Origin of the sequence: Nocardia wallacei, assembly GCF_029869545.1 — a bacterium.
Lineage (GTDB): Bacteria > Actinomycetota > Actinomycetes > Mycobacteriales > Mycobacteriaceae > Nocardia > Nocardia wallacei_A.
Map to the genome: position 1 here is coordinate 1 of NZ_JARWQD010000391.1, position 24,590 is coordinate 24,590.

23 protein-coding genes are annotated in these 24,590 nt (G+C 70.0%); 11 read left to right on the forward strand and 12 right to left on the reverse strand.

Features of this window, described 5'->3' with window-relative positions; all coding sequences use genetic code 11:
* Positions 1-204 precede the first annotated feature (204 nt).
* From QH290_RS36895 to QH290_RS36910, 4 genes are read right to left on the reverse strand one after another with little or no spacing between them, the layout of a single operon-like run.
* On the reverse strand, positions 205-627 hold the full coding sequence (locus QH290_RS36895; RefSeq protein ID WP_280261504.1) for an organic hydroperoxide resistance protein: 423 nt from the start codon (positions 625-627) through the stop codon (positions 205-207).
* A gap of 1 nt (position 628) precedes the next feature.
* A complete protein-coding gene (locus QH290_RS36900; RefSeq protein ID WP_280388052.1) occupies positions 629-1,078 on the reverse strand; it encodes a MarR family winged helix-turn-helix transcriptional regulator in 450 nt (149 codons plus the stop codon).
* A gap of 52 nt (positions 1,079-1,130) precedes the next feature.
* Entirely contained in the window at positions 1,131-2,414 is a 1,284-nt protein-coding gene (locus QH290_RS36905) for a M20 metallopeptidase family protein (RefSeq protein WP_280388055.1), read from the reverse strand.
* A 48-nt stretch (positions 2,415-2,462) separates the two neighbouring features.
* Positions 2,463-2,843, reverse strand: coding sequence for a hypothetical protein (locus QH290_RS36910; protein ID WP_280261510.1), 381 nt, complete (start codon positions 2,841-2,843; stop codon positions 2,463-2,465).
* Between the two features lie 149 nt (positions 2,844-2,992).
* Here QH290_RS36910 and QH290_RS36915 point away from each other — a divergent pair, with 149 nt between their 5' ends.
* The gene (locus QH290_RS36915) at positions 2,993-3,937 is read left to right on the forward strand and encodes a glycoside hydrolase family 43 protein (protein WP_280388057.1); all 945 of its coding nucleotides are present in this window, start codon (positions 2,993-2,995) and stop codon (positions 3,935-3,937) included.
* Between the two features lie 29 nt (positions 3,938-3,966).
* A complete protein-coding gene (locus QH290_RS36920; protein ID WP_280261514.1) occupies positions 3,967-5,358 on the forward strand; it encodes an FAD-dependent oxidoreductase in 1,392 nt (463 codons plus the stop codon).
* Here the strand turns inward: QH290_RS36920 and QH290_RS36925 are convergent.
* Entirely contained in the window at positions 5,355-6,233 is an 879-nt protein-coding gene (locus tag QH290_RS36925) for a TIGR03619 family F420-dependent LLM class oxidoreductase (protein WP_280388059.1), read from the reverse strand. The genes QH290_RS36920 and QH290_RS36925 overlap by 4 nt on opposite strands.
* Before the next feature lie 155 nt (positions 6,234-6,388).
* Here QH290_RS36925 and QH290_RS36930 point away from each other — a divergent pair, with 155 nt between their 5' ends.
* Genes QH290_RS36930 through QH290_RS36940 form a run of 3 tightly spaced genes read left to right on the forward strand, consistent with a single transcriptional unit; the run spans position 6,389 to position 10,217 of the window.
* Entirely contained in the window at positions 6,389-7,198 is an 810-nt protein-coding gene (locus QH290_RS36930; protein WP_280261519.1) for an ABC transporter ATP-binding protein, read from the forward strand.
* Positions 7,199-7,221: 23 nt separating this feature from the next.
* A complete protein-coding gene (locus QH290_RS36935) occupies positions 7,222-8,193 on the forward strand; it encodes an ABC transporter substrate-binding protein (protein WP_280388061.1) in 972 nt (323 codons plus the stop codon).
* On the forward strand, positions 8,190-10,217 hold the full coding sequence (locus QH290_RS36940) for an iron ABC transporter permease (RefSeq protein ID WP_280388063.1): 2,028 nt from the start codon (positions 8,190-8,192) through the stop codon (positions 10,215-10,217). Before QH290_RS36935 ends, QH290_RS36940 begins: the two co-directional genes overlap by 4 nt.
* 66 nt (positions 10,218-10,283) lie before the next feature.
* Here QH290_RS36940 and QH290_RS36945 read toward each other — a convergent pair whose 3' ends face one another.
* The 5 genes from QH290_RS36945 to QH290_RS36965 form a co-directional block, all read right to left on the reverse strand.
* Complete coding sequence (locus tag QH290_RS36945) at positions 10,284-11,483, reverse strand: lipid-transfer protein (protein ID WP_280388065.1); 1,200 nt, start codon at positions 11,481-11,483, stop codon at positions 10,284-10,286.
* Positions 11,476-11,922 carry a Zn-ribbon domain-containing OB-fold protein gene (locus tag QH290_RS36950; RefSeq protein ID WP_425303698.1) on the reverse strand — a complete coding sequence of 149 codons (447 nt, stop codon included), beginning with the start codon at positions 11,920-11,922 and terminating at the stop codon, positions 11,476-11,478. The genes QH290_RS36945 and QH290_RS36950 overlap by 8 nt, the downstream gene beginning before the upstream one ends.
* 133 nt (positions 11,923-12,055) lie before the next feature.
* The gene (ligD, locus tag QH290_RS36955) at positions 12,056-12,940 is read right to left on the reverse strand and encodes a non-homologous end-joining DNA ligase (RefSeq protein WP_280388067.1); all 885 of its coding nucleotides are present in this window, start codon (positions 12,938-12,940) and stop codon (positions 12,056-12,058) included.
* A 22-nt stretch (positions 12,941-12,962) separates the two neighbouring features.
* Entirely contained in the window at positions 12,963-13,520 is a 558-nt protein-coding gene (locus QH290_RS36960; RefSeq protein WP_280266655.1) for a DNA polymerase ligase N-terminal domain-containing protein, read from the reverse strand.
* Between the two features lie 20 nt (positions 13,521-13,540).
* Entirely contained in the window at positions 13,541-16,393 is a 2,853-nt protein-coding gene (locus QH290_RS36965; protein WP_425303699.1) for an FAD-binding and (Fe-S)-binding domain-containing protein, read from the reverse strand.
* 190 nt (positions 16,394-16,583) lie between these two features.
* Between QH290_RS36965 and QH290_RS36970 the strand changes: the two genes are divergently transcribed.
* The 4 genes from QH290_RS36970 to QH290_RS36985 all read left to right on the forward strand — a co-directional run bounded on the left by QH290_RS36970 (position 16,584) and on the right by QH290_RS36985 (position 19,590).
* A complete protein-coding gene (locus QH290_RS36970; protein WP_280388071.1) occupies positions 16,584-17,282 on the forward strand; it encodes a hypothetical protein in 699 nt (232 codons plus the stop codon).
* 287 nt (positions 17,283-17,569) lie between these two features.
* Positions 17,570-18,424, forward strand: coding sequence for a universal stress protein (locus QH290_RS36975; protein WP_280266658.1), 855 nt, complete (start codon positions 17,570-17,572; stop codon positions 18,422-18,424).
* Between the two features lie 190 nt (positions 18,425-18,614).
* On the forward strand, positions 18,615-19,100 hold the full coding sequence (locus QH290_RS36980; RefSeq protein ID WP_280266659.1) for a carboxymuconolactone decarboxylase family protein: 486 nt from the start codon (positions 18,615-18,617) through the stop codon (positions 19,098-19,100).
* 28 nt (positions 19,101-19,128) lie between these two features.
* Positions 19,129-19,590 (forward strand): carboxymuconolactone decarboxylase family protein, encoded by a 462-nt coding sequence (locus QH290_RS36985; protein ID WP_280388073.1) that lies wholly within the window; start codon positions 19,129-19,131, stop codon positions 19,588-19,590.
* Between the two features lie 143 nt (positions 19,591-19,733).
* On the opposite strand, the gene QH290_RS36990 is transcribed toward QH290_RS36985, so the two are convergent.
* A complete protein-coding gene (locus QH290_RS36990) occupies positions 19,734-20,042 on the reverse strand; it encodes a hypothetical protein (protein ID WP_280388076.1) in 309 nt (102 codons plus the stop codon).
* 5 nt (positions 20,043-20,047) lie between these two features.
* Complete coding sequence (locus tag QH290_RS36995; RefSeq protein ID WP_280265606.1) at positions 20,048-20,938, reverse strand: hypothetical protein; 891 nt, start codon at positions 20,936-20,938, stop codon at positions 20,048-20,050.
* A gap of 188 nt (positions 20,939-21,126) precedes the next feature.
* Here QH290_RS36995 and QH290_RS37000 point away from each other — a divergent pair, with 188 nt between their 5' ends.
* The gene (locus tag QH290_RS37000; protein WP_342213786.1) at positions 21,127-22,353 is read left to right on the forward strand and encodes a PucR family transcriptional regulator; all 1,227 of its coding nucleotides are present in this window, start codon (positions 21,127-21,129) and stop codon (positions 22,351-22,353) included.
* A gap of 274 nt (positions 22,354-22,627) precedes the next feature.
* Positions 22,628-24,589, forward strand: a complete 1,962-nt coding sequence (locus QH290_RS37005) for a UvrD-helicase domain-containing protein (RefSeq protein ID WP_280388077.1) — start codon at positions 22,628-22,630, stop codon at positions 24,587-24,589.
* The last annotated feature ends 1 nt before the right edge of the window (position 24,590 follow it).

Sequence of the window (24,590 nt, forward strand, 5' to 3'; positions counted from 1 at the left end):
GGTCCGAATTGATCCGCACCGCCGAACGCCACGCCCCCCCCCCCCCCCCCAGGGAGGGCCGCGGAGTCCACCCCGGGCCCAACCAGCCCCCGGTCAACCCCGGCCGCGCAGCCAACCCCCCCGGGTAGCCCCCCCCCCCCCCGCCGTCGATTTCGTCGCCATGTCGACCATGCTGGAACGTTGACCCTGGGTCAGGGTCAACCCTCAGTCCTCGGCGACCACGACCTGCACGTCGATATTGCCGCGCGTCGCGTTGGAGTAGGGGCACACCTGATGCGCGCGGTCGGCCAGGTCCTGCGCCTCGTCGCGGGACAGGTGCGGCAGCGACACCTCGAGGGTGGCCTCGAGCTGGAACCCGCCGGTCTCGTTCGGCCCGATGCCGACCTTCGCGCCGACCGCCGAATCATCGATATTCGCACCCGCCTGCTTGCCGACCAGCCGCAGCGCCGAGTGGAAGCACGCCGCGTAGCCCGCCGCGAACAGCTGCTCGGGATTGGTGCCCGCGCCGGTGCCACCCATCTCCCTCGGAATCGACAGCGCCACATCGACTTTGCCGTCGGTGGTGCGGGCGTTGCCGTCGCGTCCGTCGCCGGTGGCCAGCGCCTCCGCGGTGTACAGGACCTTCATGTCAGTTCTCCTTCGATCCGGTGTGGGCGGTGAGTGCCCCGGTCATGCGCTGCAGCATTTCCCGCAGCGCCGTGAGCTCTTTCACGGACAGGCCGGTGGCCTCGGCCATCGCCTCGGGGATATCGCACGCCTGTGCGCGCAGCGCGCGACCACGGCCGGTGAGCCGGATCTCGACGCGGCGCTCGTCGTCGGCCGAGCGGCTCCGCTCGATCAGCCCCGCGGCCGCCAACCGCTTCAGCAGCGGCGACAGCGTCCCGGAGTCCAGTGCGAGCGCGGCGGACAGCTCGCCGACGCCGCGGCCGTCGCGCTCCCACAGCACCAGCATCACCAGGTACTGCGGATACGTCAGGCCCAGCGCCTCGAGCTTGGGCCGGTAGACCGCCGTCATCGCCCGCGAGGCCGCGTACAGCGGGAAACACACCTGCCGGTCGAGTGCCAGTTGATCGGTCACAGCCACAAAAGTAGCCCGCAATTAAGTTGCGCACAACTTAATTGTCCGTGACCTATACCACGAGCGTCCCCGACAGGTGGTCGTAGGCCACGTAGGAGTGCAGGCGGACGCCGGTGACCAACGTGTCGTCGTCGGCGTAGAAGTGGGGGTTGTGGTTGATGTACAGGCCGCGTCCGCCCGGGGCCGGGCGGGGCATGCCGCTGTCGTCGAGTTCGGCGTCCTGCACGCCCAGCGTCACATACAGCCCGCCGTACCTGTTGACGAATTCGGAGACGTCGTCGTAGCCCAGCGTCGGCGCCGTCTCGACCACCTTGTCCGCGCCGACGACCCTGCGGAAGGTCGGGAGCCCGGCCGCCATCCACCGCGAACCGTTGTGCACCGCGGGCACGTCCTGCAGGTATTCGACCGTGGCCGAACAGTTGTAGGCCAGGGCGGTGTGCGTGGCCAGCGTCTCGAGCCGCGTCTGCGCCTCGGACATGTCCGTCTCGATCGCGCAGCGGATCGTGCCCCACAGCGTCACCCGCTCGCCGATGATGTTGAACCGGCCCACATCCTCCACATGCCCGATCGTCACCGTGATCGGATCGAAGGCGTCGAGCTGCCGGTACAGCTGCCCGATCCCGGTCATCACCGCACCGGCCGCGGGCATCGGATCGATACCCATCCACGGCGTCGACCCGTGCACCTGCCGACCCGTGATCACGATCTTGATCAGGCAGGAGGCCCCGAACTGGTTGCCGACGCGATATCCGATGTAGCCCTTGGGATACGGCGTGACGTGGAATCCGAACGCCATCGTCGGCTCGGGGTCGGCGCAGGCGCCGTCGTCGACCATCGCCCGCGCACCGCCCCGCTCGTCCACCGGCGGGCCCTCCTCCGCGGGCTGGAAGACGAAAAGCACGGTGCCGGGCAGGTTTTCGCGCGCTCCGGCGAGGACGGTCGCCGCGCCCATCAACATCGAGGTGTGGCAGTCGTGCCCGCATGCGTGCGACACCGGGAACGGGCCGCCGGGATAGTTCTCGTCCACCACGTGCGAGGCGAACGGGACCCCGCACAGATCCGGCACCGGCAGCGCGTCGATATCGGCGCGCAGCGCGATCACCCGGTCGCCGGGCCGCCCGCCGCGCAGCACGCCGACCACCCCGTGCCCGGCGACGCCCGTGCGCACCTCGTCGAGGCGCAGCGACCGCAAATGCTCCGAGATCAGCTGCGCCGTACCGGATTCCCGGTTCGACAGCTCGGGATGCTGGTGCAGATGATGCCGCCACCGCACCACCTGGTCGGCCACCGCCGCCGCGGCCCGGTCGAATCCCGCGTAGATCGCATCCTCTGCCATCGGGGCTCCCGATCGGTCGGTCCGGCGCCGCCGGATTCCGGTAGGTGGTTATCGAATGCCTTGTGGTGCTTCGGTATCGGGCAGGCTGGCGGGCAGCGGCACGCCGTCGACGACGGTACCGGTGACGTCCGCGCCGAGGTCGTAGTCGCTGCCGCGGAACGGATCACCGCGGTGCAGTGCCCATTGCACCTCCAGGCCGGGGTCGTGACCCCAGCGCCGCCGGGCATCGGTGAGGACGTGTTCGACCAGCCCGCCCAGATCCTCGGCGGATCTCTCACAGCGCAGCATCCCGTCGAGCATCCCCCATTCGGCGCTCCAGCCGAATTCGCCGGGGTCGACGTCGCGGAACAGGGCGATCTCGACGATCGTGGGCGGCTCCTCCGCCGTGGCAGGGTGCGGGTTCCCACGCGTGAACCGTGCCTCGGTCATGGCACCCGATACTGCCTGATCCATGTCGGAGTTCCGGGGACATCCGGCCCGTGTCCGATCGCGCCCGCCGCGCCTGCGGCGTGTTGCCGGGCGGTAGCGGGCGGGCGTGGTCTCATTCTCGGTATGAGCGGCTACCGGCGGTGGTGCAGATGACGTTTCGGAGTATCGACCGCCGCGGCATGCTGGGACTGGCCGTCGGACTCCCGCTGAGCCTGACGCTGGGCCGCGGCGCCGCGGCCCAGCCCGCGCCGGGCCTGCGCTACACGCTGACCGGCTTCACCAACAGCAGCGAATCCGACCTGTTCGTCTACGAATCGGCCGACGCGACCCGGTTCTCGCTGCTCCGCGCCCGCGCCTACACGCCGCCCACCGGGCTGATGCGCGACCCGTGCCTGCTCCGGCACGTCGACGGCGCCTACTACATCACCTACACCACGGGGTGGGAGGGCAATACGATCGGCTTCGCCCGCAGCACCGACCGCGCCACGTGGACCCACCTGTACGACTACACCGTCCCGATCGACGGAGTGACCTCGACGTGGGCGCCGGAGTGGTTCGTCGACTCGCGCGGCGGGGTCAACGTGATCGTGTCGCTGTCCGACGGCTACCGCTTCACGCCCCACCTGATGACCGCCACCGACGCCGGACTGCGCTCGTGGACCGCGCTCACGCCGGTGGCGGGCCTGGCCCCCGCGCCCGACGATCCGGACGCGTTCGGCTACATCGACACCACGATCGTGCAGGTGGGCCGCCGCTACGTCGCGTTCACCAAGAACGAGACCACCAAGCTCATCGAACTCGCCGTCGCCGACGCCGTGACCGGCCCGTACACCTTCGTCGCGACCGGCGACTGGGCCGGTTGGGGCGCACCGCGCGAGGGCCAGTCGGTCACCGCCCTCCCCGGCGGCGGCTGGCGCATCTACTTCGACGCCTACACCGAGGGCAGATACCTCTACAGCGACAGCCTCGACGGCTTCCGAACCTGGACCACCCCAACCGAACTCCCCGGCCTCTCCGGCACCGTCCGCCACGTCACCGTCCTCCGCGAACACCTCGCCCCCGAGACCCCGGAGTCGGCAGGCACCGCCCACTGACACACCGTCCGATCACGGATCGGCGGCCGGTGGCTAGTGTGGTGCTCGTGGCGGAGCGGCTGGTGGTTATCGGTGGGGACGCGGCGGGGATGTCGGCGGCGTCGCAGGCGCGTCGGTTGCGGTCGCCGGACGACCTGGAGATCGTCGTGCTCGAGCGGGGTGGGTTCACCTCCTACTCCGCGTGCGGAATTCCGTACTGGGTCGGTGGCGACGTCGTGGATCGCGAGGCACTCATCGCGCGGACCCCGCAGGAACATCGCGAGCGCGATATCGACCTGCGGATGCGCACGGAAGCGCTCGATATCGATGTCGCGACCGGCCGGGTCCGGGTCCTCGACCGCGAATCCGGCGCCGAATCATCGCTGGAGTACGACAAACTCGTCATCGCCACGGGCGCGCGGCCCACCCGGCCCCCGCTGCCCGGCATCGATGCCCCGGGCGTGCACGGCGTGCAGACCCTCGACGACGGCCAGGCCCTCATCGACACCCTCGAACACACCCGCGGCACGCGCGCGGTCGTCGTCGGCGCCGGGTATATCGGCGTCGAGATGGCGGAGGCGCTGCTGCAGCGCGGCTATGCGGTGACGGTGCTCGATCGCGGCGCCGAACCGATGTCGACGCTGGACCCGGACATGGGCGGCATCATCCGGGAAGCGATGCGCGGCATGGGAATTCAGGTCGTCGGCAAGACCGAGGTCACCGAGATCCGCACCGGGCCCGACGGCCGCGCCGCCGCGGTGGTGACCGAGACCGCAGAGTATCCGGCCGACGTGGTGGTGCTCGGCATCGGCGTCACCCCGGAGACCACGCTCGCGCGGGCGGCGGGACTGCCGCTCGGCGAATTCGGCGGCCTGCTCACCGATGCCGCGATGCGGGTGCGCGGTCACGAGAACATCTGGGCGGGCGGGGATTGCGTCGAGGTGCTGGACCTGGTGTCGGGGCGGCAGCGCCACATTCCGCTGGGCACCCACGCAAACAAGCAGGGGCAGGTCATCGGATCGGGTATCGGTGGCGGCTATGCCACCTTCCCCGGCGTCGTCGGCACCGCGGTCAGCAAGGTCTGCGATCTGGAGGTGGCGCGAACGGGCTTGCGCGAGAAGGACGCTCGGGCCGCGGGCCTGCAGTACGTCACGGTCACCATCGAATCCACCAGCCGCTCCGGCTATTTCCCCGGCAGCGCGCCGATGACGGTGAAGATGCTGGCCGAGCGCTACACCGGACGCCTGCTCGGCGTGCAGATCGTCGGCCGCGAGGGCGCGGGCAAGCGCGTCGACATCGCCGCCGTCGCGCTCACCGCCCGCATGACCGTCGAACAGGTGACACAGCTGGATCTCGGCTACGCGCCGCCGTTCTCGCCCGTCTGGGATCCGGTTCAGGTCGCCGCCCGCAAGGCCGTCACCGCGGTCCGAAAGCGCCACTAGGGCACCAGCAGTCGCTTCACCCACTCCAGGTGGTCGTCGAGTCCGGACGTCACGTACATCAGATCGGCGAACATCTCGGTGTATCCGCTGTCGGCCAGGGCCCGCACCGTCTCGAGCACCTGCTCGACCGTCGCACCCGCCGCGACGTTGACGCGGACGTAGGTGTGGATCGCGGACGGGTCCCGCCCCGCGGCCCGGGCGGCGTCGTCGATGGCCGCGCGCTGCCGCCGCAGCCCCTCGACATGGTGCAGGCGGCCGGGCACCTCGACCACCGCCAGCCAGCCGTCGGCCCGCTCCCCCACCCGCCGCAGACCCGCGGAGGTGAACGCCCCCAGGTAGATCGGCGGCCGCGGCCGCTGCACCGGTTCGAGATCGACCCAGGACGGCGGGATCGTCCAGCGCTCCCCCTGGTGTTCGACCGGGCTCGTGGTCCACCACTTCTCCAGGATGTCGAGCAGCTCGTCGAGCTGGGCGCCGCGGCGGCGGAACGGCGCGCCCGCCGCCTGGAACTCCTCCGGCGACCAGCCGATGCCGAGCCCCGGGATCAGCCGCCCGCCGCTGACCACGTCGATGCTGGTCAGCTGCCGGGCCAGCGGGACGGGCGGATACCACGGCGCGACAAGCACATTGCTGCCCAGCCGCGCGGTGCTCGTCACCGCCGCGGCCACCGTCAGCGCGACGAACGGGTCCAGGCTGGTCCGGAATTCCTCCGGGATCGTGTCGGTGCCCGCGTATCCGACGGTCGGATGGACCGGCGCGAGCAGCCGATCACCCACCCACAGGCTGCCCGCCCCCAGGCCCTCGGCGGTCGATGCGAAGCGGGCCACGTCGTCATAGGCGGCCCGACCGAACTGCGGCAGTGCGAATCCCAGCATGCCCGCCACCCTAGCGGGTGGAAACCAGTTCGTTCAATACTTGAAACCGACGGGTTCAAATATGTTCCGAGGCCCGCACACCGGACGATCACAGAATTAGGCTTGCCTTCCCTACTTTGCTACGGTGCTGGTCCGGCGTGGTAAGGAGTTGGCGGATGACCGGAGCGGACGTGGCGCTGGTGGCGCGCGGCCTCGACGTCGGCCACGGCGGCCGGGCGGTGCTGCGCGGCGTCGACCTGACGCTGCGAGCGGGCGAGGTCACGATCCTGGTCGGCCCCAACGGATGTGGTAAGTCCACCCTGCTGCGCACGGTGGCCGGACTGCTGTCCCCGCTCGCCGGTTCCGTGCACGTCGGCGACGCGCCGCTGCGCTCGCTGTCGCGGCGCGCGCTGGCCCAGCGGCTGGCGTTCCTGCCGCAGGCGCCGCTGGTCCCCGCCGGAGTCACCGTCCGCGAACTGGTCCGGCACGGCCGCTACGCCCACCGCGGCGCGTTCGGCAGGCATACCGGCGCCGATCGCGAGGCGGTCGAGTGGGCCCTCGAGGTCAGTGACGCGGCGGCGCTGGCCCGGTCGCGGCTCGACGAACTCTCCGGCGGCGAACGGCAGCGGGCCTGGCTGGCGACCGTACTCGCGCAACGCTCCGCGATCGTGCTGCTGGACGAGCCCACGACCTACCTCGATCTGCGGCACCAGTTCGACGTGCTCGACGTCGTGCGACGCCTGGCCCGCGAGCACGACATCGCCTGCGGCGTCGTGCTGCACGACCTCATGCAGGCCGCGGCGTACGGCGACGAGATCGTGGTCCTCGCCGACGGTGGTATCGCCGCGGCCGGTCCGCCGGACGAGGTGCTGACGCCCGACACCATCGGCCGCGCGTTCGGCCTCGAGGTCAGCGTGGTCCGCGACCCGGACTCCGGGCAACTCGCGTGCTTCCCGAGGCGACCCGATCCGGCCGCCTCGTCCTGATTCCCTGCACAGTTGGAGAGAACATGCGTCGTCTACTGCGCCTCTGCGCGGCCCCGATACTCCTGCTCGGCCTCGCGGGCTGCGGATCCGGCACCGTGAGCGATCCGGGCGGGTCGCATTCGACCGCGGCCGGTGCGATCACCGTGGACACCGCCCGCGGCCCGGTCTCCCTCCCCCGCCCCGCGACCCGGGTCGTCTCGCTGGAGTGGACCTACACCGAGGAACTGATCGCGCTGGGCGTCCCGCCGGTCGGCAACGCCGACAGCGCGACCTACTCCACGTGGGTCACCGCCCCGGGTGCGGCGCTGCCCGCGTCGGTGACCGATGTCGGCAAACGCAACGAGCCGAGCATCGAGCAGATCACGGCGCTGCGGCCGGATCTGATCGTGGCGAGCGAGGACCGTGTCGGCGCCGGATACGAGCAGCTGTCGAAGATCGCCCCGGTGCTGTCGTTCGACTACACCGTCGCACCGCAGCTGGAGACGATGCGGAAGAACTTCACGGCGCTGGCGACCGCGGTCGGCGCGCAGGACCGGGCCGCCGAGGTCCTCGGCCGGATCGATACCGCCGCATCCGATCTCGCGGGCAGGCTGGCCCAGGCCGGGAAGGCGGGGCAGGAATACGCTCTGGCGCAAGGCTATTCGGTCAACGGCGTGCCCTCGATCCGCCTGCTCACCGACGACGCGTTCTCCCCGCAGGTGCTCAACCGTGCGGGGTTGCGCAACGGCTGGCGGGGCAAACCCGACGACTGGGGCATGACCACGGTCGGTGTCGAGGGACTGACCCAGGTCCCGCCCTCGGTGACGTTCCTGTCGGTGGCCGCCGTCAACGACGATCCGTTCACCGGTGCCCTGGCGGGCAATCCGGTCTGGCGCGGCCTCGCCTTCGTCGGCGAGGGCCGCGCGAAATCGCTCGACCCCGGGACGTGGCTGTTCGGCGGCCCGCTGTCGGCGCTGCACCTGCTCGACGAGACGGCGAAGGCCCTCGGCGTGTGAATTCCCCTCGGACACTGCGGATCTCCCTGGTCTGCGCCGCGCTCACACTGTCCCTCGGCGCGCTGGCCGTCGTGCACCTCGGGCTCGGCGCCGCCGGGACCGGACCGGGGGCGCTGCTCGAGCTGATCACCGGCCACGCCTCCGCGGAAACCCGCGCGGTGCTGGTCGGCAGCAGGCTGCCGCGCACCCTGGCCGGTCTGGCCACCGGGATCGCGCTCGGTGTCGCCGGTTGCCTGATCCAGGGCGCCACCCGCAATCCCCTGGCCGCGCCCGACACCCTCGGCGTCAACGCGGGTGCCTACCTCGCGGTGGCGGTGCTGGCGTACTTCGGTTGGGACAGTGGGATTCTCGGCTCCGGCATCGCCGCATTCGCCGGTGGGCTGCTGGCCGTCGCGGTGGTGTATCTGCTTGCCGGTCGCGGCGTGCTCACCCCCGGGCGGGTGCTGCTGGCGGGCGCGGTGGTGGCGCTGGCCGGAACGGCCGCCGCGGAATTCCTGCACCTGCTCGACGAACAGGCCACGAGCGGTTTGTTCTTCTGGGGCAACGGAACTCTGCTGCAGACCGGGCTGCAGCGCCCGCTCGTACTCGGCGCGGTCATCCTCCTCGGTGGGCTGTGCGCCGCCCTGCTGGTGCGGCCGCTCGACCTGCTCGCCCTGGGCGACGAGGCGGCCGAGGCGCTGGGCGTGCGCGTCGGCCGCATCCGGCCCGCGGCATTGCTGCTGGCGGTCGTGCTGTCCGCGGCGGCCGTGACCCTGGCCGGGCCGATCGGCTTCGCCGGGCTCATCGCCCCCGTCGTCGTCCGGCTGCTCGGCATCCGGCAGCACGCGGCGCTGCTCCCGCTGTCCGGATTGTTCGGTGCGGCACTGATACTCGCCGCCGATTCCGCCGCCCAGCTGGCGTTCCCGCCGTCGGCGGGCTTCGGCGAACTGCCGGTCGGCGTGGTCACCGCACTGCTCGGCGGGCCGGTGTTCGTGCTGCTGGCGCGCCGGACGACGACCGGTGACGCCGACACCGGCGCCGCGGTGTCGGTCGCCCGTCCCCGGCGGGCGGCCGGGTACGCGGTCGTGCTCGCGCTGGGGCTGGCCGCGCTGCTCGCGGCGGCGGCGATCGGGCTGCGCGTCGGCGATGTCGATCTCGGCTGGGATCAGCTCGCGGCGGCGCTGGCGGGCACCGGCGACGATCTGACCGCCGCCGTGCTGTCGCTGCGGCTGCCGCGGATCCTGGTCGCCGCCGTCGCGGGCGCCTGCCTCGCCGCGGCCGGTGTCGCGGTGCAGTCGGTCGTGCGCAATCCGCTCGCCGAACCGGGCCTGGTCGGGATCACCGCCGGAGCGGCCGCGGGTGCGGTGCTGATGATCAGCGTGCTGCCCGCCGCCCCCGCCGTATTCCTGCCGTTGGCCGCGGGCATCGGCGGCGTCGCCACGCTGGCGGTGGTGATCGGAATCGCCCGCGACGACGGCGGACTCGACCCCACCCGGGTGATCCTGGTCGGCCTCGGTGTCACCGCCACGGCCACCGCGGCCGTGAACGCCCTGGTGGTCCACTCGCAGATGAATATCGCCGCCGCCCTCACCTGGCTGTCCGGCAGCACCTACGGCCGCGGTCTCACCGCCCTCGGCTGGCTCGCGGTGCCCGCGGCCGCCGCCGTCCTGCTCACCGTCGCCACCCGGCCGGTGAACCTGCTCGCCCTCGGCGACGATCTGCCCCGCACGCTCGGACTCGCGCTCGGCCGGGCGCGGATCCTCGTGCTCGGCGCCGCGGCCGTGCTGGCCGCCGGGACGGCCGCGGCGGTCGGCACCATCGGTTTCGTCGGCCTCGTCGCCCCGCATCTGGCGCGGCGACTCGTCGGCGGCAGCACGGCCCGGCTCGTCCCGATCGCCGCCCTGCTCGGCGCGACGCTCGTCGTCGCCGCCGACGCCCTCGGCCGTGCCCTGCTCGCCCCGGTCGAAATACCCGCGGGCATCGTGACCGCGCTCCTCGGGGCGCCGTATCTGGTCCTGCTCCTGCGCCGCACCGCCACGGAGTAGGAGGCTCCGAGATCCGGTGCACCCCACCGGAATCGATGGACGCCGATTCCGGCAGGGACCTCGGGCTCAGCGGGTGGCGATAATGGCCGAGCCGTGGCCGAACAGCCCTTGGTTCACCGCGATGCCCGCGCGGGCGTCGTCCACCTGACGACCGTCGGCCCGGCCGCGCAGCTGCCAGGTCAGCTCGCAGACCTGGGCGATCGCCTGCGCGGGGATCGCCTCGCCGAAACAGGCCAGCCCACCGCTCGGGTTCACCGGCACGCGTCCGCCCAGTGTCGTTGCGCCGCTGCGCAACAGCTCCTCCGCGCCGCCGACGTCGCAGAGCCCGATGTCCTCGTACCAGTCCAGCTCCAGCGCCGTGGACAGGTCGTAGACCTCCGCGAAAGACAGGTCGGCGGGCCCGATCCCGGCCTCCTCGTAGGCGGCGTGCGCGATGGCGGAGCGGAACGCGCGCGGCGGGGCCTGCACCGCCACGGCGGAATCCGTCGCGAAATCCGGCAGATCGAGCACGGTCTTCGGGAACGTCGGCGTGACCGTCGACAGGCCCCGGATGCGCACCGGATCGGTGACGCCGTGGCGGCGCGCGTACTCCATCGACGTCAGCACCAGTGCGGCACCGCCGTCGCTGGTCGCGCAGATGTCCAACAGCCGCAACGGATCCGAGACGATCGCCGAGGCGGCGACCTCCTCGGCCGACACCTCCTTGCGGTAGCGCGCGCACGGATTGTTCAGTCCGTGCCGGGCGTTCTTCACCTTGACCGCGGCGAAATCGTCCAGCGTGGCGCCGTGCAGCGCCATCCGCCGACGGGCATACAGCGCGAAGTAGATGGGGTTGGTCGCGCCGAGCAGATGGAAACGCAGCCAGTCCGGATCGTCGCGGCGCTCACCGCCGACCGGCTGGAAGAAGCCCTTCGGGGCGGCGTCGGCACCGACCACCAGCGCCACGTCGGTCAGTCCCGCGAGGATCTGGGCGCGCGCATTGGCGACGGCCTGGGCCCCGGAGGCGCAGGCGGCGTAGCTGCTCGAGATCCGCGCCCCCGACCAGCCCAGCGCCTGGGCGAACGTCGCGCCCGAGACGAAGCCGGGGTATCCGTTGCGGATCGTGTCGGCCCCGGCGATATAGCCGACGTCGCGGTGGTCCACCCCGGCATCGGCCAGCGCCGCGCGCGCCGCGACCAGCCCGTACTCGACGAAATTGCGCCCCCACTTGCCCCACTGGTGCATGCCCGCACCGAGGACGGCGATATCGCGGTTCGTCTCAGGCATCGATCGGCCTCCACATCCACACCGTGTGCTCGGCGTCCTCGTCCTCGTAGAGCACGCCGACGGTCAGCTCGACCCGCATGCCGACGGCCAGGTCGTCCACCGTGAGACCGCGCACCACCTGCCCGAGAATCACCATCTGCTCGACCTCGAGTTCCACCGCCGCCACGACGTACGGCTCGAACGGATCGGGCGAGACATACGGCGGGGGCGGCTTGTACCGGGCATCCGCGTAGGACCAGATGCGGCCCCGGGTCGAGAACAGGTACTCGGCCAGCTCGGAGCCGTCCTTCGCGCTCGCGCACTGCGGATTGCGGCAGGCCAGGGTGTTCCGCGGGAAGTACGGCGTCCCGCAGACCTCGCAGCGGCTGCCCACGAGGCGTACCGCACCGTCGTCCGCGGTGAACCAGTCGGCCACGGCAGGGCGTTGTTCTTTCTGCACAGGCCCGACGGTATAGGAACACGTTCTACTTTGGGGCCGGAATCAACTCCATCGGACGGCCTGCAGGCGCTGCTGCCACCGAATCGCATTCACCCTCGGAGCGCACGCAGGTGCCGCTGCTGCCGAATCGCATTCACCCTCGGAGCGCACGCAGGCGCTGTTGCGGGCGGGACAGGGATCGGGCGTGGCGTTGGATCCCGGCCCAGGGGTCCTCGCGTTCGGCGAGCCGGGCGGGGAGGTCGCGGATCGTGAAACCGTCGGGGCGCAGCCCGGCATCGTCGAGTTCCGCCCGATCCAGCGGGGTGGCGACCGGGGCGCCGCGGCGAGCCCGGACGGCGTACGGGGCAACGGCCGTCTGCGCGTACGCATTTCGCATCACATCGATGTAGACGCGATCACCACGCTTGTCCTTGCGCATCTCCACCGTCCGGTGCGCGGGATCGTCGGCGGCGACCACCTCCGCCACCTCGCGGGCGAACCCACGGACGGTGTCGTAGTCGGCGTCGGCGCGCAGTGGCACCACGACATGCAGGCCGCGCGATCCGGTCGTCTGCACATAGGTGGCCAACCCGAGGTCTTCCAGGACGTCTGCGCACGCCCGCGCCGTCGCCCGCACCACGGCGAAGTCGCCGCCGGACGGGTCCAGGTCGAACACCAGCCGATCGGGCTCGCGCCCCTGCCGCGACAGCCACGCATGCACGGTGACGCAGTCCTGGTTCGCCAGCCACACCAGCGCATCGGGGCGGTCGACGACCGGATGCACGACGGTCCCGCCCTCCTTCGCGACCTCGGCGCGGGCCATCCACCCGGGTATCGAACGCGCGAAATCCTGCTGGACGAAACCCTTTTCGCCGATACCGCGCGGATACCGCCACAGCGTCAGCGGCCGACCCTTCAGATGCGGCAGCATGACCTCCGCCATCGCGGCGTAGTAGTCGGCGAGTTCGCCCTTGGTGATCCCGTCGTCCGGGAACAGCACCCGGTCGGCGTGGGTGATCGTGATATCGCCGGTGGTCATCGGCCAGTCTCCCGCACGCGGGTCATGACAACTCGTCGGGGGTTCGCCCGGACAGGACCGATTCCGGCCGGGTGCGCAGCGGCTGACGCGGCGATCCCGCGTCGGCGTCGGACTTCTTGACCAGCAACCACGTCTCGTTCGTGGCGCCACGGATGCGGGTGAGGGCATACCCGCCGTGCAGCTTCTCCCCGTCGAGCGTGACGGACAGGTGCCCGCGCTCCAGCGCATGAGCCATGTCGTGGTCGGCGTTGTTGGTGTAGGTGCCGCTGTCCCACACGATGACGCGTCCGGCACCGTACTCCCCTTCGGGGATGACGCCCTCGAAGGTCTCGTACTCGAGCGGGTGGTCCTCGGTGCGGCGGGCCATCCGCTTGTCCTTCGGATCCGTCGACGGCCCCTTGGGCACGGCCCACGATACGAGCACCCCGCCGATCTCCAGCCGGAAATCGTAGTGATCGCTGCTCGCCAGGTGATGCTGGATCACGAAACGCGGCGCATCGCCCGCGCGGTGCGGCGATGCCCGCCCGCGGGGTTCCGGGCCCGTACCGGACCGCTTGTCCCGATATTCGTCCAAGCCCATAACCAGGCCCTACCCGCAGATCATCGGGAAAAACGTGTACCGGTCTTTCCGGCGAGCAGTTCGGCGAGGTGGGCGCCGCGCAGGTGCGACAGGTGCTGGATCTGGGTGCGGCAGGAGAAGCCGTCGGCGAGGATCACCGTGTCCGGTGCCGCGTCGCGCAGCGCGGGCAGCAGCTGGGTTTCGGCGACGGCGACCGATACGTCGTAATGCCCCCGTTCGGCACCGAAATTGCCTGCCAGGCCGCAACATCCGCCCACGGCCCGCACCTCGGCCCCGGCCCGCTCGAGCAGGCGGCGGTCGGTGTCCCAGCCGAGTACCGCGTGGTGGTGGCAGTGCGGCTGGGCCAGCACCCGCACGCCGGTCAGGTCGGGCAGCCGGTAGTCCTCGTCGCCGGTCAGCAGCTCCGACAGGGTGCGCACCGCGGCCGACACCGCCCGCGCCTGCTCGGTGCCCACCAATTCGACCAGGTCGGCGCGCAGCACCGCGGTGCACGACGGCTCGATCCCCAGCACCGCCATGCCCCGCTCGACATACGGGTGCAGCGCCGCGACGGTCTGTTCCAGCCGCCGCCGCGCGCCGTCGAGCTGGCCGGTGGAGATCCAGGTCAGCCCGCAGCAGACACTGCGCGGCGGGACGTGCACCCGGTAGCCCGCCGCGTGCAGGACCTCCAGCAGCGCGGTCGCGACGGCGGGGGTGAAGCTGTCGGTGAAGGTGTCGACGAACAGCACGACATCCTTGGTCCCGGTCATCGTCGCCCGCCGCGCGGCACGCCACGCCCTGCGGTCCGCGGAGTCGCCGATCGCCGGGATATCGCGGCGCGCATCGATGCCCGCCACCCAGGCGACCATCGGGCGGGTGGCGCGAATCCCGCTGAGCCGGTTGGCGAGACGGGGCATCCGGCGCGCGAGGCGCAGCCACAGCGGCAACCGGCCCAGCGAGTAGTGCGACCGCGGCCGGACCCTGCCCCGGTAGCGGTGATGCAGCACCTCGGCCTTGTAGGTCGCCATGTCCACGCCGGTGGGGCAGTCGGATTTGCAGCCCTTGCAACTGAGGCAGAGATCAAGCGCCGCATGCACTTCCGGCGCGGACAGGCCCGCCGGACCGAGGTGCCCGGTCACGGCGTCCTGCAGAATCCTCGCGCGACCGCGGGTCGAATCCTTCTCCTCGCCGGTGGCCTGGAACGACGGGCAGATGACCGTCGCCGAGGGATTGGGGGCGACACACCGGCCCACCCCGGTGCACCGGTGCACGGCCCCGAACAGACCGTCGGCGTCGTGCGGATACCGGAATGCCAGCGGCTGCCGCTGCGAAGGCGGTGGCACATAACGGATGTCGGCGGAGGCGGGCAGCGGATCGACGATGATGCCCGGGTTCATCAGGTTCCCCGGATCGAAGTGATGCTTGACCCGGCCGAACAACTCGAGCGCATCCGGCGAATACATATGCGACAGCAGCGCACTGCGGGCCCGGCCGTCGCCGTGCTCCCCCGACATCGAACCACCGTAGGCGCCGACCAGTTTCGCGGCCTCGTCGAGGAACTGCTCGAACCGGCCGCGGCCCCGCGCGTCGTCGAGGTCGAAATCGATCCGCACGTGCACGCACCCGTCGCCGAAGTGCCCGTACGGCACGCCCGTCAGCCCGTACCCGGTCAGCAACTCCTCGAACCGCGCGAGATACTGCGCCAGATGCTCCGGCGGTACGGCCGCATCCTCCCATCCCGCATGCGCGGGACGACCGCTCGGCGTCCGCGCCACCAGGCCGGAGCCGTCCTCGCGGATCTTCCACAGCGCCGCGGCCTCCGCCGCCGACCCGACCGGACGCCAGTCCAGCGCCCCGCTCGCCGACGCCACCGCCGCCACCTTCGACTCCAGCGCGGCCCGGTCCTCCCCGGCGAATTCGACGAACAACCACCCCGCCCCGCGCGGCATCCGCGGCACCGCGCCCGGCCGCACCGCACGCACGACATCGGTGATCCGGCTGTCGAGGCCCTCACAGGCGATGGGCGAGTACGGAAGTATGGCCGGAACCGCCGCCGCGGCCGCCACCATGTTCTCGAATCCGAGCACCCCCATGACCCGATGCGTCGCATCCGCCACGAGAGCGATATCGGCCTCGAGCACGACGCCGAGGGTGCCCTCCGACCCGACGAACAGCTTCGTCACGTCGAACCGGTGCTCCGGCAGCAGCGGGTCGAGGGCATAGCCGGACACCTGTCGCCCGAAGCGCCCGAATTCGGACCGGATCGTGGCCAGCGAACCGTCCACCGTGGTCCGCAGCGATTCCAGCACCGGCGAGGCGGCCGCGCCGGGCCGGGCGAGACTGCCGAGCCGCAGATGTTCCCCCGCCACGGTGACCACGTGCAGCCCGCGGACGTTGTCGCTGGTCCGCCCGTACCCCAGCGCCCGGGACCCGCACGCGTTGTTCCCGATCATCCCGCCCACCGTGCACCGCGAATGCGAGGACGGATCCGGCCCGAACCGCAGCCCGCGCGCCGCCGCACGGCGCTGCAGGGTGGCATGCGCGACACCGGGTTGCACACGCGCCGAACGGCTTTCGGCATCGATGGCCAGCACGGAATCGAGGTACCGGCTGTGGTCGATCACGATGCCGGTGCCGATCGCATTGCCCGCGATGGAGGTTCCCGCCCCACGGCTGGTGATCGGCACGCCGTTCGCGGCACAGGCCGCCACCACCGCCTCGACATCCTCGGTGCGGCGCGGGAACGCGACCGCGCCCGGCGGCACCCGATAGACCGAGGCGTCCGAGGAGTACAGCGAGCGGGTCAGCGCACTGTCGTCCGTCTCGATCCCGCGACCGTTCAGCGCGGCGACGACCGCGGCCACGGCATCGGCACTCGGGCGGGGACGAGACACATCCACGGCAGCTCCTCACGGTGTCGGTGCGAACTCGGTCGGCCCTCCGGGCTCCACCCGACTGTATCGGCCGCCATTGCCCGGGCGGAATTGTGATCACGCTGGTCCTATCGGTGGTCACCGGGCACGGTCCGGCCTAGCTTGAAGCGCCAGGCTCGCCCCTCCTGGCTTCCCGTCACGAAGTGAGGACATGGTGCAGCCAACGCCCTGGCAGGCGAACAAGATTCGGCAGCGTCCGGTGCTGGTACTCGACGTTCCCGGCGGCCGAACCCGCCGATCCCGGTGGCGGGCGGTGCGGTCGGCCCTGGCCGGGCGGTGGGGATTCGGCTGTGCCGCAATGGGAAACACCCTCGTGCTGGCCCTGTTGTTCGCGCCGTGGCTCACCGCCGCCGGGTTCGACGGCAAGGTCCGAGTCGACGCCTTCGGCAGGATCGAGGCGTCCACCCTCCTCATGAACGCCTGGGCCCATTCGCCGCCCGATATCGCAAAGATCAACGGCGGCTGGGGAATTCTCGCCGCGGCCGTCGGCGTCCACACCGTCCTGGTCGCGCTGGCCGCCCTCCGATTCCGCACCCGGGCACTGACCCGGTTGGCCACGGCCTCCACCGTGGCGTCGGCGCTGTCGACCCTCACCGCCCTGCTCTACCTGAACAGCCACGCTCCCGAGGTGAAGGCCATGGTCGGTCTCAGCCACGACCTCGGCGGCCAGATCGGCTGGCTGCTGAGCGACTACTTCGGCACCAGCCAGTTCGCCCTCCCCGGCAGCCGCCCGATGACCTACACCAACGCCACCCTCACCCCCTGGCCGCTCCTGGCCCTCGCCCTCGCCGTCGCCTCCGCCGTCGCCGTCGTCATCCAGTGGCTCCGCGGCTCCGGCCGCGGCGAGTGAGAAATGTGACCGTGGTGTAAATCACGATCTTGGAGGGCTTTAATGCATGGCGGGAGGTTTGCGGCGAGGTTAGCGTGGGTACCGCGAGCGCGACCTCGATCATCGCCTCCGCTCCCGCGGAGACGTGCGGTCGACGTCGGCGGGCCGAAACACCCACTTCGGCAAGCCAATTCGTCATGCCATCCGATACGCGCGAGCACCCCGACATCATGCGATACGCCGACCAGACTCGGCGGCGTCTTCGCGTGGCCCGAAAGTACCGACGACCGAAGCGAGGTGGAGTAGCGATGGACCGGCACAACGATCGTCCGATCGTCGTCGGAGTCGACGACAGTCCGTCCGCGATACCCGCCGCGCGCTGGGCAGCGGACCTCGCCGCACGCGAGCAGGCACCGCTCCTGCTGGTCAGCACCATTCCGGCCCCCGACTATCCGGTGCCGACCGGAAGCCGCGCGGAGCGGGACCTGCTGCGGACGTTTTCGGCGGTGGCACGGCGGCGGGCCGAGCACGTGGCCGATGCGGTCCGGCGTGATCAGCCGAACCTGTCCGTCCGGCAGCTCCCGAAGGTCGGCGACCCGGCCCGCGAGCTCGTCGCCACCAGCGCCGATGCCCGCATGGTCGTGGTGGCCGGTCCCGACGCCCGCCGGTTACCGGCCCTGCTGACCGGATCGCTGGCCGAACGCGTCGCCGAGCGGTCGCGCTGCCCGGTCGCCGTGTGGCACGGCCGCCAGGACGATCCGCTGTCGGACCGGCGCCCGGTGCTGGTGGATCTCGGCGCCGCGGCCCGCACGGGCCCGATCGGCAATGCCTTCGAACTGGCCGAACTGCTCGATGTCGATGTGATCGCCATGCGCGCCTCGACACCGCCCCGGCGCGAGACGACGCGACTGTCCCCGCAGCAGCGCAATGCGATGCGCACCGAGCAGCTAGTCGCGGGCTGGCAGCAGAGGTACCCGAACGTGCACGTCACGAACGTCGTCGAGCCGGATCCGTCCGCCCGGACGCGGGCCGCGCGGGCGGGCAACGCGCAGCTGGTGGTGTCCGGAGACCGCCGCGGCAACCGGCTGACCGGCATGCTGTCCCGGTCGATGAGCCAAAACCTGATGTACCGCGCCCCGTGCCCGATGATCCTCTGCGACTGATCCGTCCACCCGATCCTCCGCCACTTCCACCACCGACCCGGCATCACCGCGGTTCCGCGACACTCCGCGCCGCACCGCGCGCGTGGAGTCGACCGGCCGCACCACCGACTCCGGTCACGTTCTGTCATCGCGCAACGTCAGTGGGGCAGAGCGGCATTCGGCCGCTCCGGAACTCCGAGAAGGATGCACCGTGACCTTGCGTATGACCAATCCCTTCTACCAGCTGCCCGAGGCGGGCCGAGCCATTCCGGTCGCCCTGGAGAAGGCCGTCTTCACCGGCGGCGTCCCCCGTTCGACGCTGGCGATCGCCGCGATGCGGGCCAGCCAGATCAACAAAGGAAGCGCCTGCCTGTGGGCCGAGGTGCAATTGGCGAAGAAGGAAGGCATCACCGACGATCAGCTCGCCACCGTCTCGGCGTGGCGGAACGCGCCGTACTTCAGCGACGCCGAACGTGCCGCACTCGCCTTCGCCGAGGCGATCACCGGTATGGCGCACCGCGGCAGCGACATGATCTCCGATGAGCTGTGGGCGGAGCTGGCGCGCCATTACGACGAGCGGCAGCGCGCGGCGCTGACCCTGTGGCTCGCCGGCGGAACCATGTTCAACATCGTCAACAGCGTCGTCCGCGAACCCGCCGGACAGACCTGGGACAACGGCACCGACCAGGTCGGCTGAGGATATGGAGAAGACGACGGGTTCACGCATGCCCAACCCACAGCACCTGGTCCCAGAATTGGGCACGGCGGCAGGGGCGATGTTCCAGGCCACCGGCAACGGCTCGATTCCGCGCGCCACGATCGGCCTGGTGCAACTGCGCGCCGGTCAGATCGTCGGCAATACCTATCTGGCGGTGCTGCACGCGGGCAATCTGCGCACGGCCGGGGAATCCGAGGAGCGCATCACCGCCGTAGCGACCTGGCACGACGCCCCCTATTTCACCGACGCCGAGCGCACCGCCCTCGCGTTGGTGGAGGCCGTGCTCCAGCCCTCGGTACACGGCGAACGGGTGTCGGATGCGCTGTACGCCGAGGCCGCCGAGCACTACGACGCCCAGGCGCTGGCCACCCTCGCGATCGCGATCGGCCAGGTCAACTTCTTCGTGCCATTGGCCCTCATCGGCAAACCGCTGCCCGGGTGCCCCCCGGAAGATCAGTGGACTCGATAGCACGAAATGCATTCCGGGGCGGCCGATCTCGGCCGTCCCGGAGTCGTCGCACCACCGATACTCGCTCGGTCCTTCGGCGCGGGTTGATGCGCGCCGCATCCGAAACCATTGCGTAAGAACATGGTTCGGGTCGCGCGGGTCGACTAGCCGAAGGCCAGGGCCACGAAGAGCACCGCCGTACTCAGGAACAGCACCACCGTGACAACCCACGCGGCGAGGGTCCGCGATCTTCGCGGGAAAACGAACGGTAGGCCGACAGCGGCGACTACCGCGGCGGGGACGGACAGTATCGTGGCGAAGATCAGGCGATAGCCGTGCGGATCGGCGGCGGGGTCGGTCGACCAGCGGGAGTCGAGCACAACCAGCACGCACAGTACCCAGATCGCGCCCGCCGCAACGCCAATGGCACCGGCCACCACCGTCGCGGCGCGCTCGAGTCCCGAGACCGACACCTCGCTCAGTCCTTCGGCGCGGGGTTGATGGTGTCGCCGTCCCAGCTCAGGTCCGACTTCTCGGTGATCTCGAAGGATTCGAAACGGTCGTCGGCCAGGACCGCGTCGATCAGGGTCCGAGGTCCAGCCACGATCGTGGAATCGATGTCGATCTCGCTGGCCACGACCCAGGCGTGGTCGGCGGGCCAGAGCAGCTGGGGCATCGATCCGGGGAAGTCGGTGGTCCATCCCAGGCCCGCCGTATAGACCCAGGCGGGGTCGGCGAGTTCGGAAAGACTGGTGTCGAAGAGCACGAAATCGCGTCCGGGCCATCGCAGGAAAGGCCCTGACCGCATGGCCCGTTCGACCTCCGGCACGACGGAGGCGGCCAGCTCGGCGTCGATCCGGGCCCGCTCGCGCTCGAGTTCCTGCGGGTCGTCGTCGGTGGACGCGACGAAAACCACCGCACCCGAGGACGTGTCATCCATCGAGCCGAACCCGTCCCACACTCCCGCCGTCACCTCCTCCGGCGCCTCGGTGGCGGCACGGAGGTGGACCGTGAGCGCGGCCAGCAGGTTCGGGTCGAACCATCCCAGTTCGGTCTGGCCGACCTGCCAGCCGTCGTCGAAAGACCTCGCCGCCTGGTCTTCACCGTCGGTGAGGTTGCGCCACTGCACAAGTGGATGCATGACTTTGCCGTTGCGCGCGGCGACCTCGGCCCACGACCACATCGCCTCCTCCACGATCTCGGGACCGCCCCACTCGTCGGTGACCGTGGCATCGAAGCGGATCGCCTCCACCGGATGCAGGATCCGTGCATAAGCGTCGAAGCCGGTACCGGTGATCATGCCGATGCCGTCCCTGCGGACGCGCGCCAGCAGCCACCGACCGCGCTCGACATCCGTCGTGACCTTCACCCCGCCAGCCTAGGCAACAACGCCCGGCGAGCACCTCCGATGCGGACGGTAATGAACTCTCACAGAGCGAACGCGCGATGAATTCGGCAGAGTCACAACACTTCCGGCGAATGCTGTTACCGCGGTTCACGGGATCGTTACCGTATGTGTCCCGTGATCGGCACGCTCGAGTGCGGAAGGAAGGGACCGTGACAGGTGACCGTGTGATTCAAGTCGGCCGCATGGCGTCGGGCCAGCTGTTCACGTCGCCGCTGCAGGACGTGCGGTCGGTGTCGCGAAAGATGGTCGGGCACTTCGCAGAACATGTCGCCCCGTGCGGAACCCTGCCCGGCGAGGCGTTGCGCGGAGATGTGTCCACCGTGACCCGGCTGTGCCTGGAACTGGCGGTCGACATGTTCGACGGCGGCGACCCACCGGCGGCGCTGGCGCGATTGGAGTCGGTGGCCGCACAGTGGGCGCGGGAAGGGATCCCGCTCGACATCATCCAGCAGGCGGTGCACGAAGGGTTCCGGCTCGGCGCGGACCTCATTCACGCCAGGGCCACCCCGGCGGATTTCACCTCGGTCCGCGACGGGGCGCGCCGTCAACTGGATGTGCTCGAGCTGATCACCGTCACACTGACCCGCGCCTACATCCAGGAGCTGCGGTCGGTGGTCAGCGAGCACCACACCGCCGCACACACCCTGACGACGGCGCTGCTCAGCGGCCATTCGGATTCGATCATGGCCCGGCAGTGCGGCATGGGCATCGCCGATCGGTATCACGTTGTCGCGGTGGCCATCGCGGCGCATCCGGAGGAAAACCTGCCGGGCATCAACGTCGATGTCGTGGCCCGCCGCAAGCTGCGCCGGGTCCAGGCCGCGCTGGCCACCAGTTGCGGCGACACGGTGCTGTCGCTGATGAGCGTCACCGGCGGCACCGTGCTGATTCCGGCCTCGGTCGTGGAGGACGCCGACCTGGACTCGCTCATCGCGACCTTGACCGCCGCCGCCGAGACCGGCATTCACGCCACCACCCTGCCCGCCCCTGTCGCCGCGATCCCCGACGTCGCCCATCAGGCCCACCAGCTACTCGACACGGTGCACAGCCTGCGGCGCCCGCCGGGCCTGTATCGACTGGCCGACGTGGCGCTGGAATACCAGATCACCAGGCCCGGCCCGGGCCGCGACGCTCTGCGCTACCTGCTGGACCCGCTCGACGACCATCCCGAACTCCTGCAGACGCTGGCCTGCCACCTGGCGAACAACTTCAACCGCCAGCGCACCGCGAGCACCATGCACATCCACACCAACACCGTCGACTACCGCCTCAAACGCATCACCCAGCTCACCGGCTGCGACCCCACCACCCCGAACGGCCTGTGGTACCTACGCTCCGCCCTCACCGCCCGAAATTACGCCGGTGAGACCTCGTAGTGCCGGGGACGCCGACCAGCAGGCGGAAATACCAAGGGGCGACCAGAGTTTCGAAGACCTCGCGAGGCTTCGCGCGGGCAGATAGTTCGCCCACGGTCTCGGCGATCAGGACGTACGGGTGCCCCAGCGCCGGTAGACGATCCGGATCGAGTCGCGGCTCTCGAATTCCTGTTTGATACCGAAACAGGCACGTGCAGAAGGCAATTCGCGCGGCATGTCGCATACGTCTTCGCTATCTTGATTACCAGTTGCCGTTGAGGTCTCAGGGGGGCGTATGCCTGATATCAACCGTGAGAGGCGCCGTGGGTGGGCCGAGCAAAGACTGGCCGCGGTCCCACATCTAACCGCTGAGCAGCGCCGTTTCCTATCGATCCCGTTGGTGGAGCGCCGATGGCATTTACTGATCGACCGTACGACGCCCCGGAGGGATCGGGCCGCGGCATTCACGATCGGTCCGACGGGGGTCTATGCCTTGGTGTTCACCCAGACGGTTCCAGAGCGGGAGTGGGTACGTGGCATCCGCAGTCGTGCCGAGGAAGTCTTTGCGGGTGTCGCCTTCGGGCGTCGTCAGTATGTACCGCACATGCTCGAGGTCATGCTCCTCATGCCGCAGGCGGTCCGAACCGCCGCACATGATCCATTCGTGTCGGTGGACGAGTCCACGATGCGGCAGACATTGCTGACCGGTGAGAACACACTGTCGACACGATGGATCGGCCAGATCGCCGCCACCGTCGCAGGGCGAAGCGGCCGATTCGAATGGATCAGCTCAGAAGAGGCGCCGACTGCGGAAACCGTTGTCTCCGAGGGCCTGTTCGGTGCCGACGAGGTACGGGGGGATGAGCGCAGCAAGGTGCTCGGACGCCCGTTTCAGGAATGGATGACGTTTCTGGACCCCGACCAGATCAGTCACGTGAACGTCAGCTTCACCGGCCCGGCACGGTTCAGTGGCCCGGCGGGTACCGGCAAGTCGGTGGTAGCCCTGCATCGGATGGCGCGCTTCGCCAAGCTGAACCCCGGCCGACTGTTGTTCACCAGCTTCGTGAAAACCCTGCCGTCCTACCATGAATCGGCGTTTGCGCGGCTGGCACCGCAAGGGATCGACCGTGCCGAGTTCATCGGTTTACACGCCTGGACCATGCGCTTCTTGAACCGCCGCAGCGTGCCCTATCGTCTCGGCGACGACGAGGCGTACGAGGATGCGTTCGCCCGCGCTTGGACCAAGGCGCGCCATGCGCTCGGGAACATCAAGGACACCGACTACCAGTATTGGAAGGATGAGGTCGATCGGGTAATCAAGGGACGCGGCCTCCGAACCGTCGAGGAATACAAGGCTGTCCGCCGGTCCGGCCGTGAGGGAGTCGTACTGGGCCCAAACCAGCGGACCGATGTATGGGACCTGTTCTATCAGCCGTACCAAGCGCGGCTGAAGGATCGCGGGATCGATGACTTTACCGACGTGATCAGAAAAGCCGTCGACGAGCTACGGGATTGTCCACTCGATGACTCGGAGAGTTACGGCCTGGTCGTGGTCGACGAGGTGCAGGACTTCACCCTGCTCGAGCTGAAACTTGTGCACCGAATAGCCGGCGGTGGACCGGATGCCCAGCTGCTACTGGTCGGTGACGGCCAGCAACAGGTGTATGCCGGTGGATGCAAGCTCTCCGAGGCCGGTATCCCGCTTCCTGGCGGCCGCGGACGGGTTTTGCGGACGAACTACCGTAACCGGGAAGCCGTGCTCCGATTCGCCCAACGGGTCGAGGCGAGCAATACCGTCGATGACCTCGACGGCGGACCCGGATTCGCACTGCGTGACAGCGATGCAGTGCTGCCCGGCGGCAACGCGGAGGAGAAGGTTGTGCGTCGCGCGGACATCGATGACGAACTGATACTCGCGATCAAAGAATCCGGTTACGTCGCCTCGGACGTTGCAGTGATCGTCGGCAGCCGCCGAGATGCCCTGCATTACCAACGCGTACTGGAACACGCCGGACTGTCGACGCTGCCGCTGGACCGATACGACGGCAGCCAGCATGCCCACATCAAGGTCGGCACCGTGCACCGGGCGAAAGGAATGGATTTCGCGGCAGTCTTCCACATCACCGAGAAACAGAACAAACCGTTGAGTGAACTCACCGGCGGTGCCCACGATCATGCCGCCCTCCTCGCCAGGCAAGCCCTCGTCGCAATGAGTCGCCCCCGCGACTATCTGTGGGTGGCATACCTGACGGATTGAG

What these genes read in the sequence shown, in the direction of transcription:
- QH290_RS36945 (WP_280388065.1), bottom strand. Translation starts at nt 11,483, where the DNA reads ATGCCTGAGACGAACCGCGATATCGCCGTCCTCGGTGCGGGCATGCAC.
- QH290_RS36915 (WP_280388057.1), top strand. Translation starts at nt 2,993, where the DNA reads ATGACGTTTCGGAGTATCGACCGCCGCGGCATGCTGGGACTGGCCGTC.
- QH290_RS36925 (WP_280388059.1), bottom strand. Translation starts at nt 6,233, where the DNA reads ATGCTGGGATTCGCACTGCCGCAGTTCGGTCGGGCCGCCTATGACGAC.
- QH290_RS36905 (WP_280388055.1), bottom strand. Translation starts at nt 2,414, where the DNA reads ATGGCAGAGGATGCGATCTACGCGGGATTCGACCGGGCCGCGGCGGCG.
- QH290_RS36960 (WP_280266655.1), bottom strand. Translation starts at nt 13,520, where the DNA reads ATGGGCTTGGACGAATATCGGGACAAGCGGTCCGGTACGGGCCCGGAA.
- QH290_RS36985 (WP_280388073.1), top strand. Translation starts at nt 19,129, where the DNA reads ATGCCCAACCCACAGCACCTGGTCCCAGAATTGGGCACGGCGGCAGGG.
- QH290_RS36975 (WP_280266658.1), top strand. Translation starts at nt 17,570, where the DNA reads ATGGACCGGCACAACGATCGTCCGATCGTCGTCGGAGTCGACGACAGT.
- QH290_RS36910 (WP_280261510.1), bottom strand. Translation starts at nt 2,843, where the DNA reads ATGACCGAGGCACGGTTCACGCGTGGGAACCCGCACCCTGCCACGGCG.
- ligD (WP_280388067.1), bottom strand. Translation starts at nt 12,940, where the DNA reads ATGACCACCGGCGATATCACGATCACCCACGCCGACCGGGTGCTGTTC.
- QH290_RS36970 (WP_280388071.1), top strand. Translation starts at nt 16,584, where the DNA reads ATGGTGCAGCCAACGCCCTGGCAGGCGAACAAGATTCGGCAGCGTCCG.
- QH290_RS37005 (WP_280388077.1), top strand. Translation starts at nt 22,628, where the DNA reads ATGCCTGATATCAACCGTGAGAGGCGCCGTGGGTGGGCCGAGCAAAGA.
- QH290_RS36895 (WP_280261504.1), bottom strand. Translation starts at nt 627, where the DNA reads ATGAAGGTCCTGTACACCGCGGAGGCGCTGGCCACCGGCGACGGACGC.
- QH290_RS36935 (WP_280388061.1), top strand. Translation starts at nt 7,222, where the DNA reads ATGCGTCGTCTACTGCGCCTCTGCGCGGCCCCGATACTCCTGCTCGGC.
- QH290_RS36930 (WP_280261519.1), top strand. Translation starts at nt 6,389, where the DNA reads ATGACCGGAGCGGACGTGGCGCTGGTGGCGCGCGGCCTCGACGTCGGC.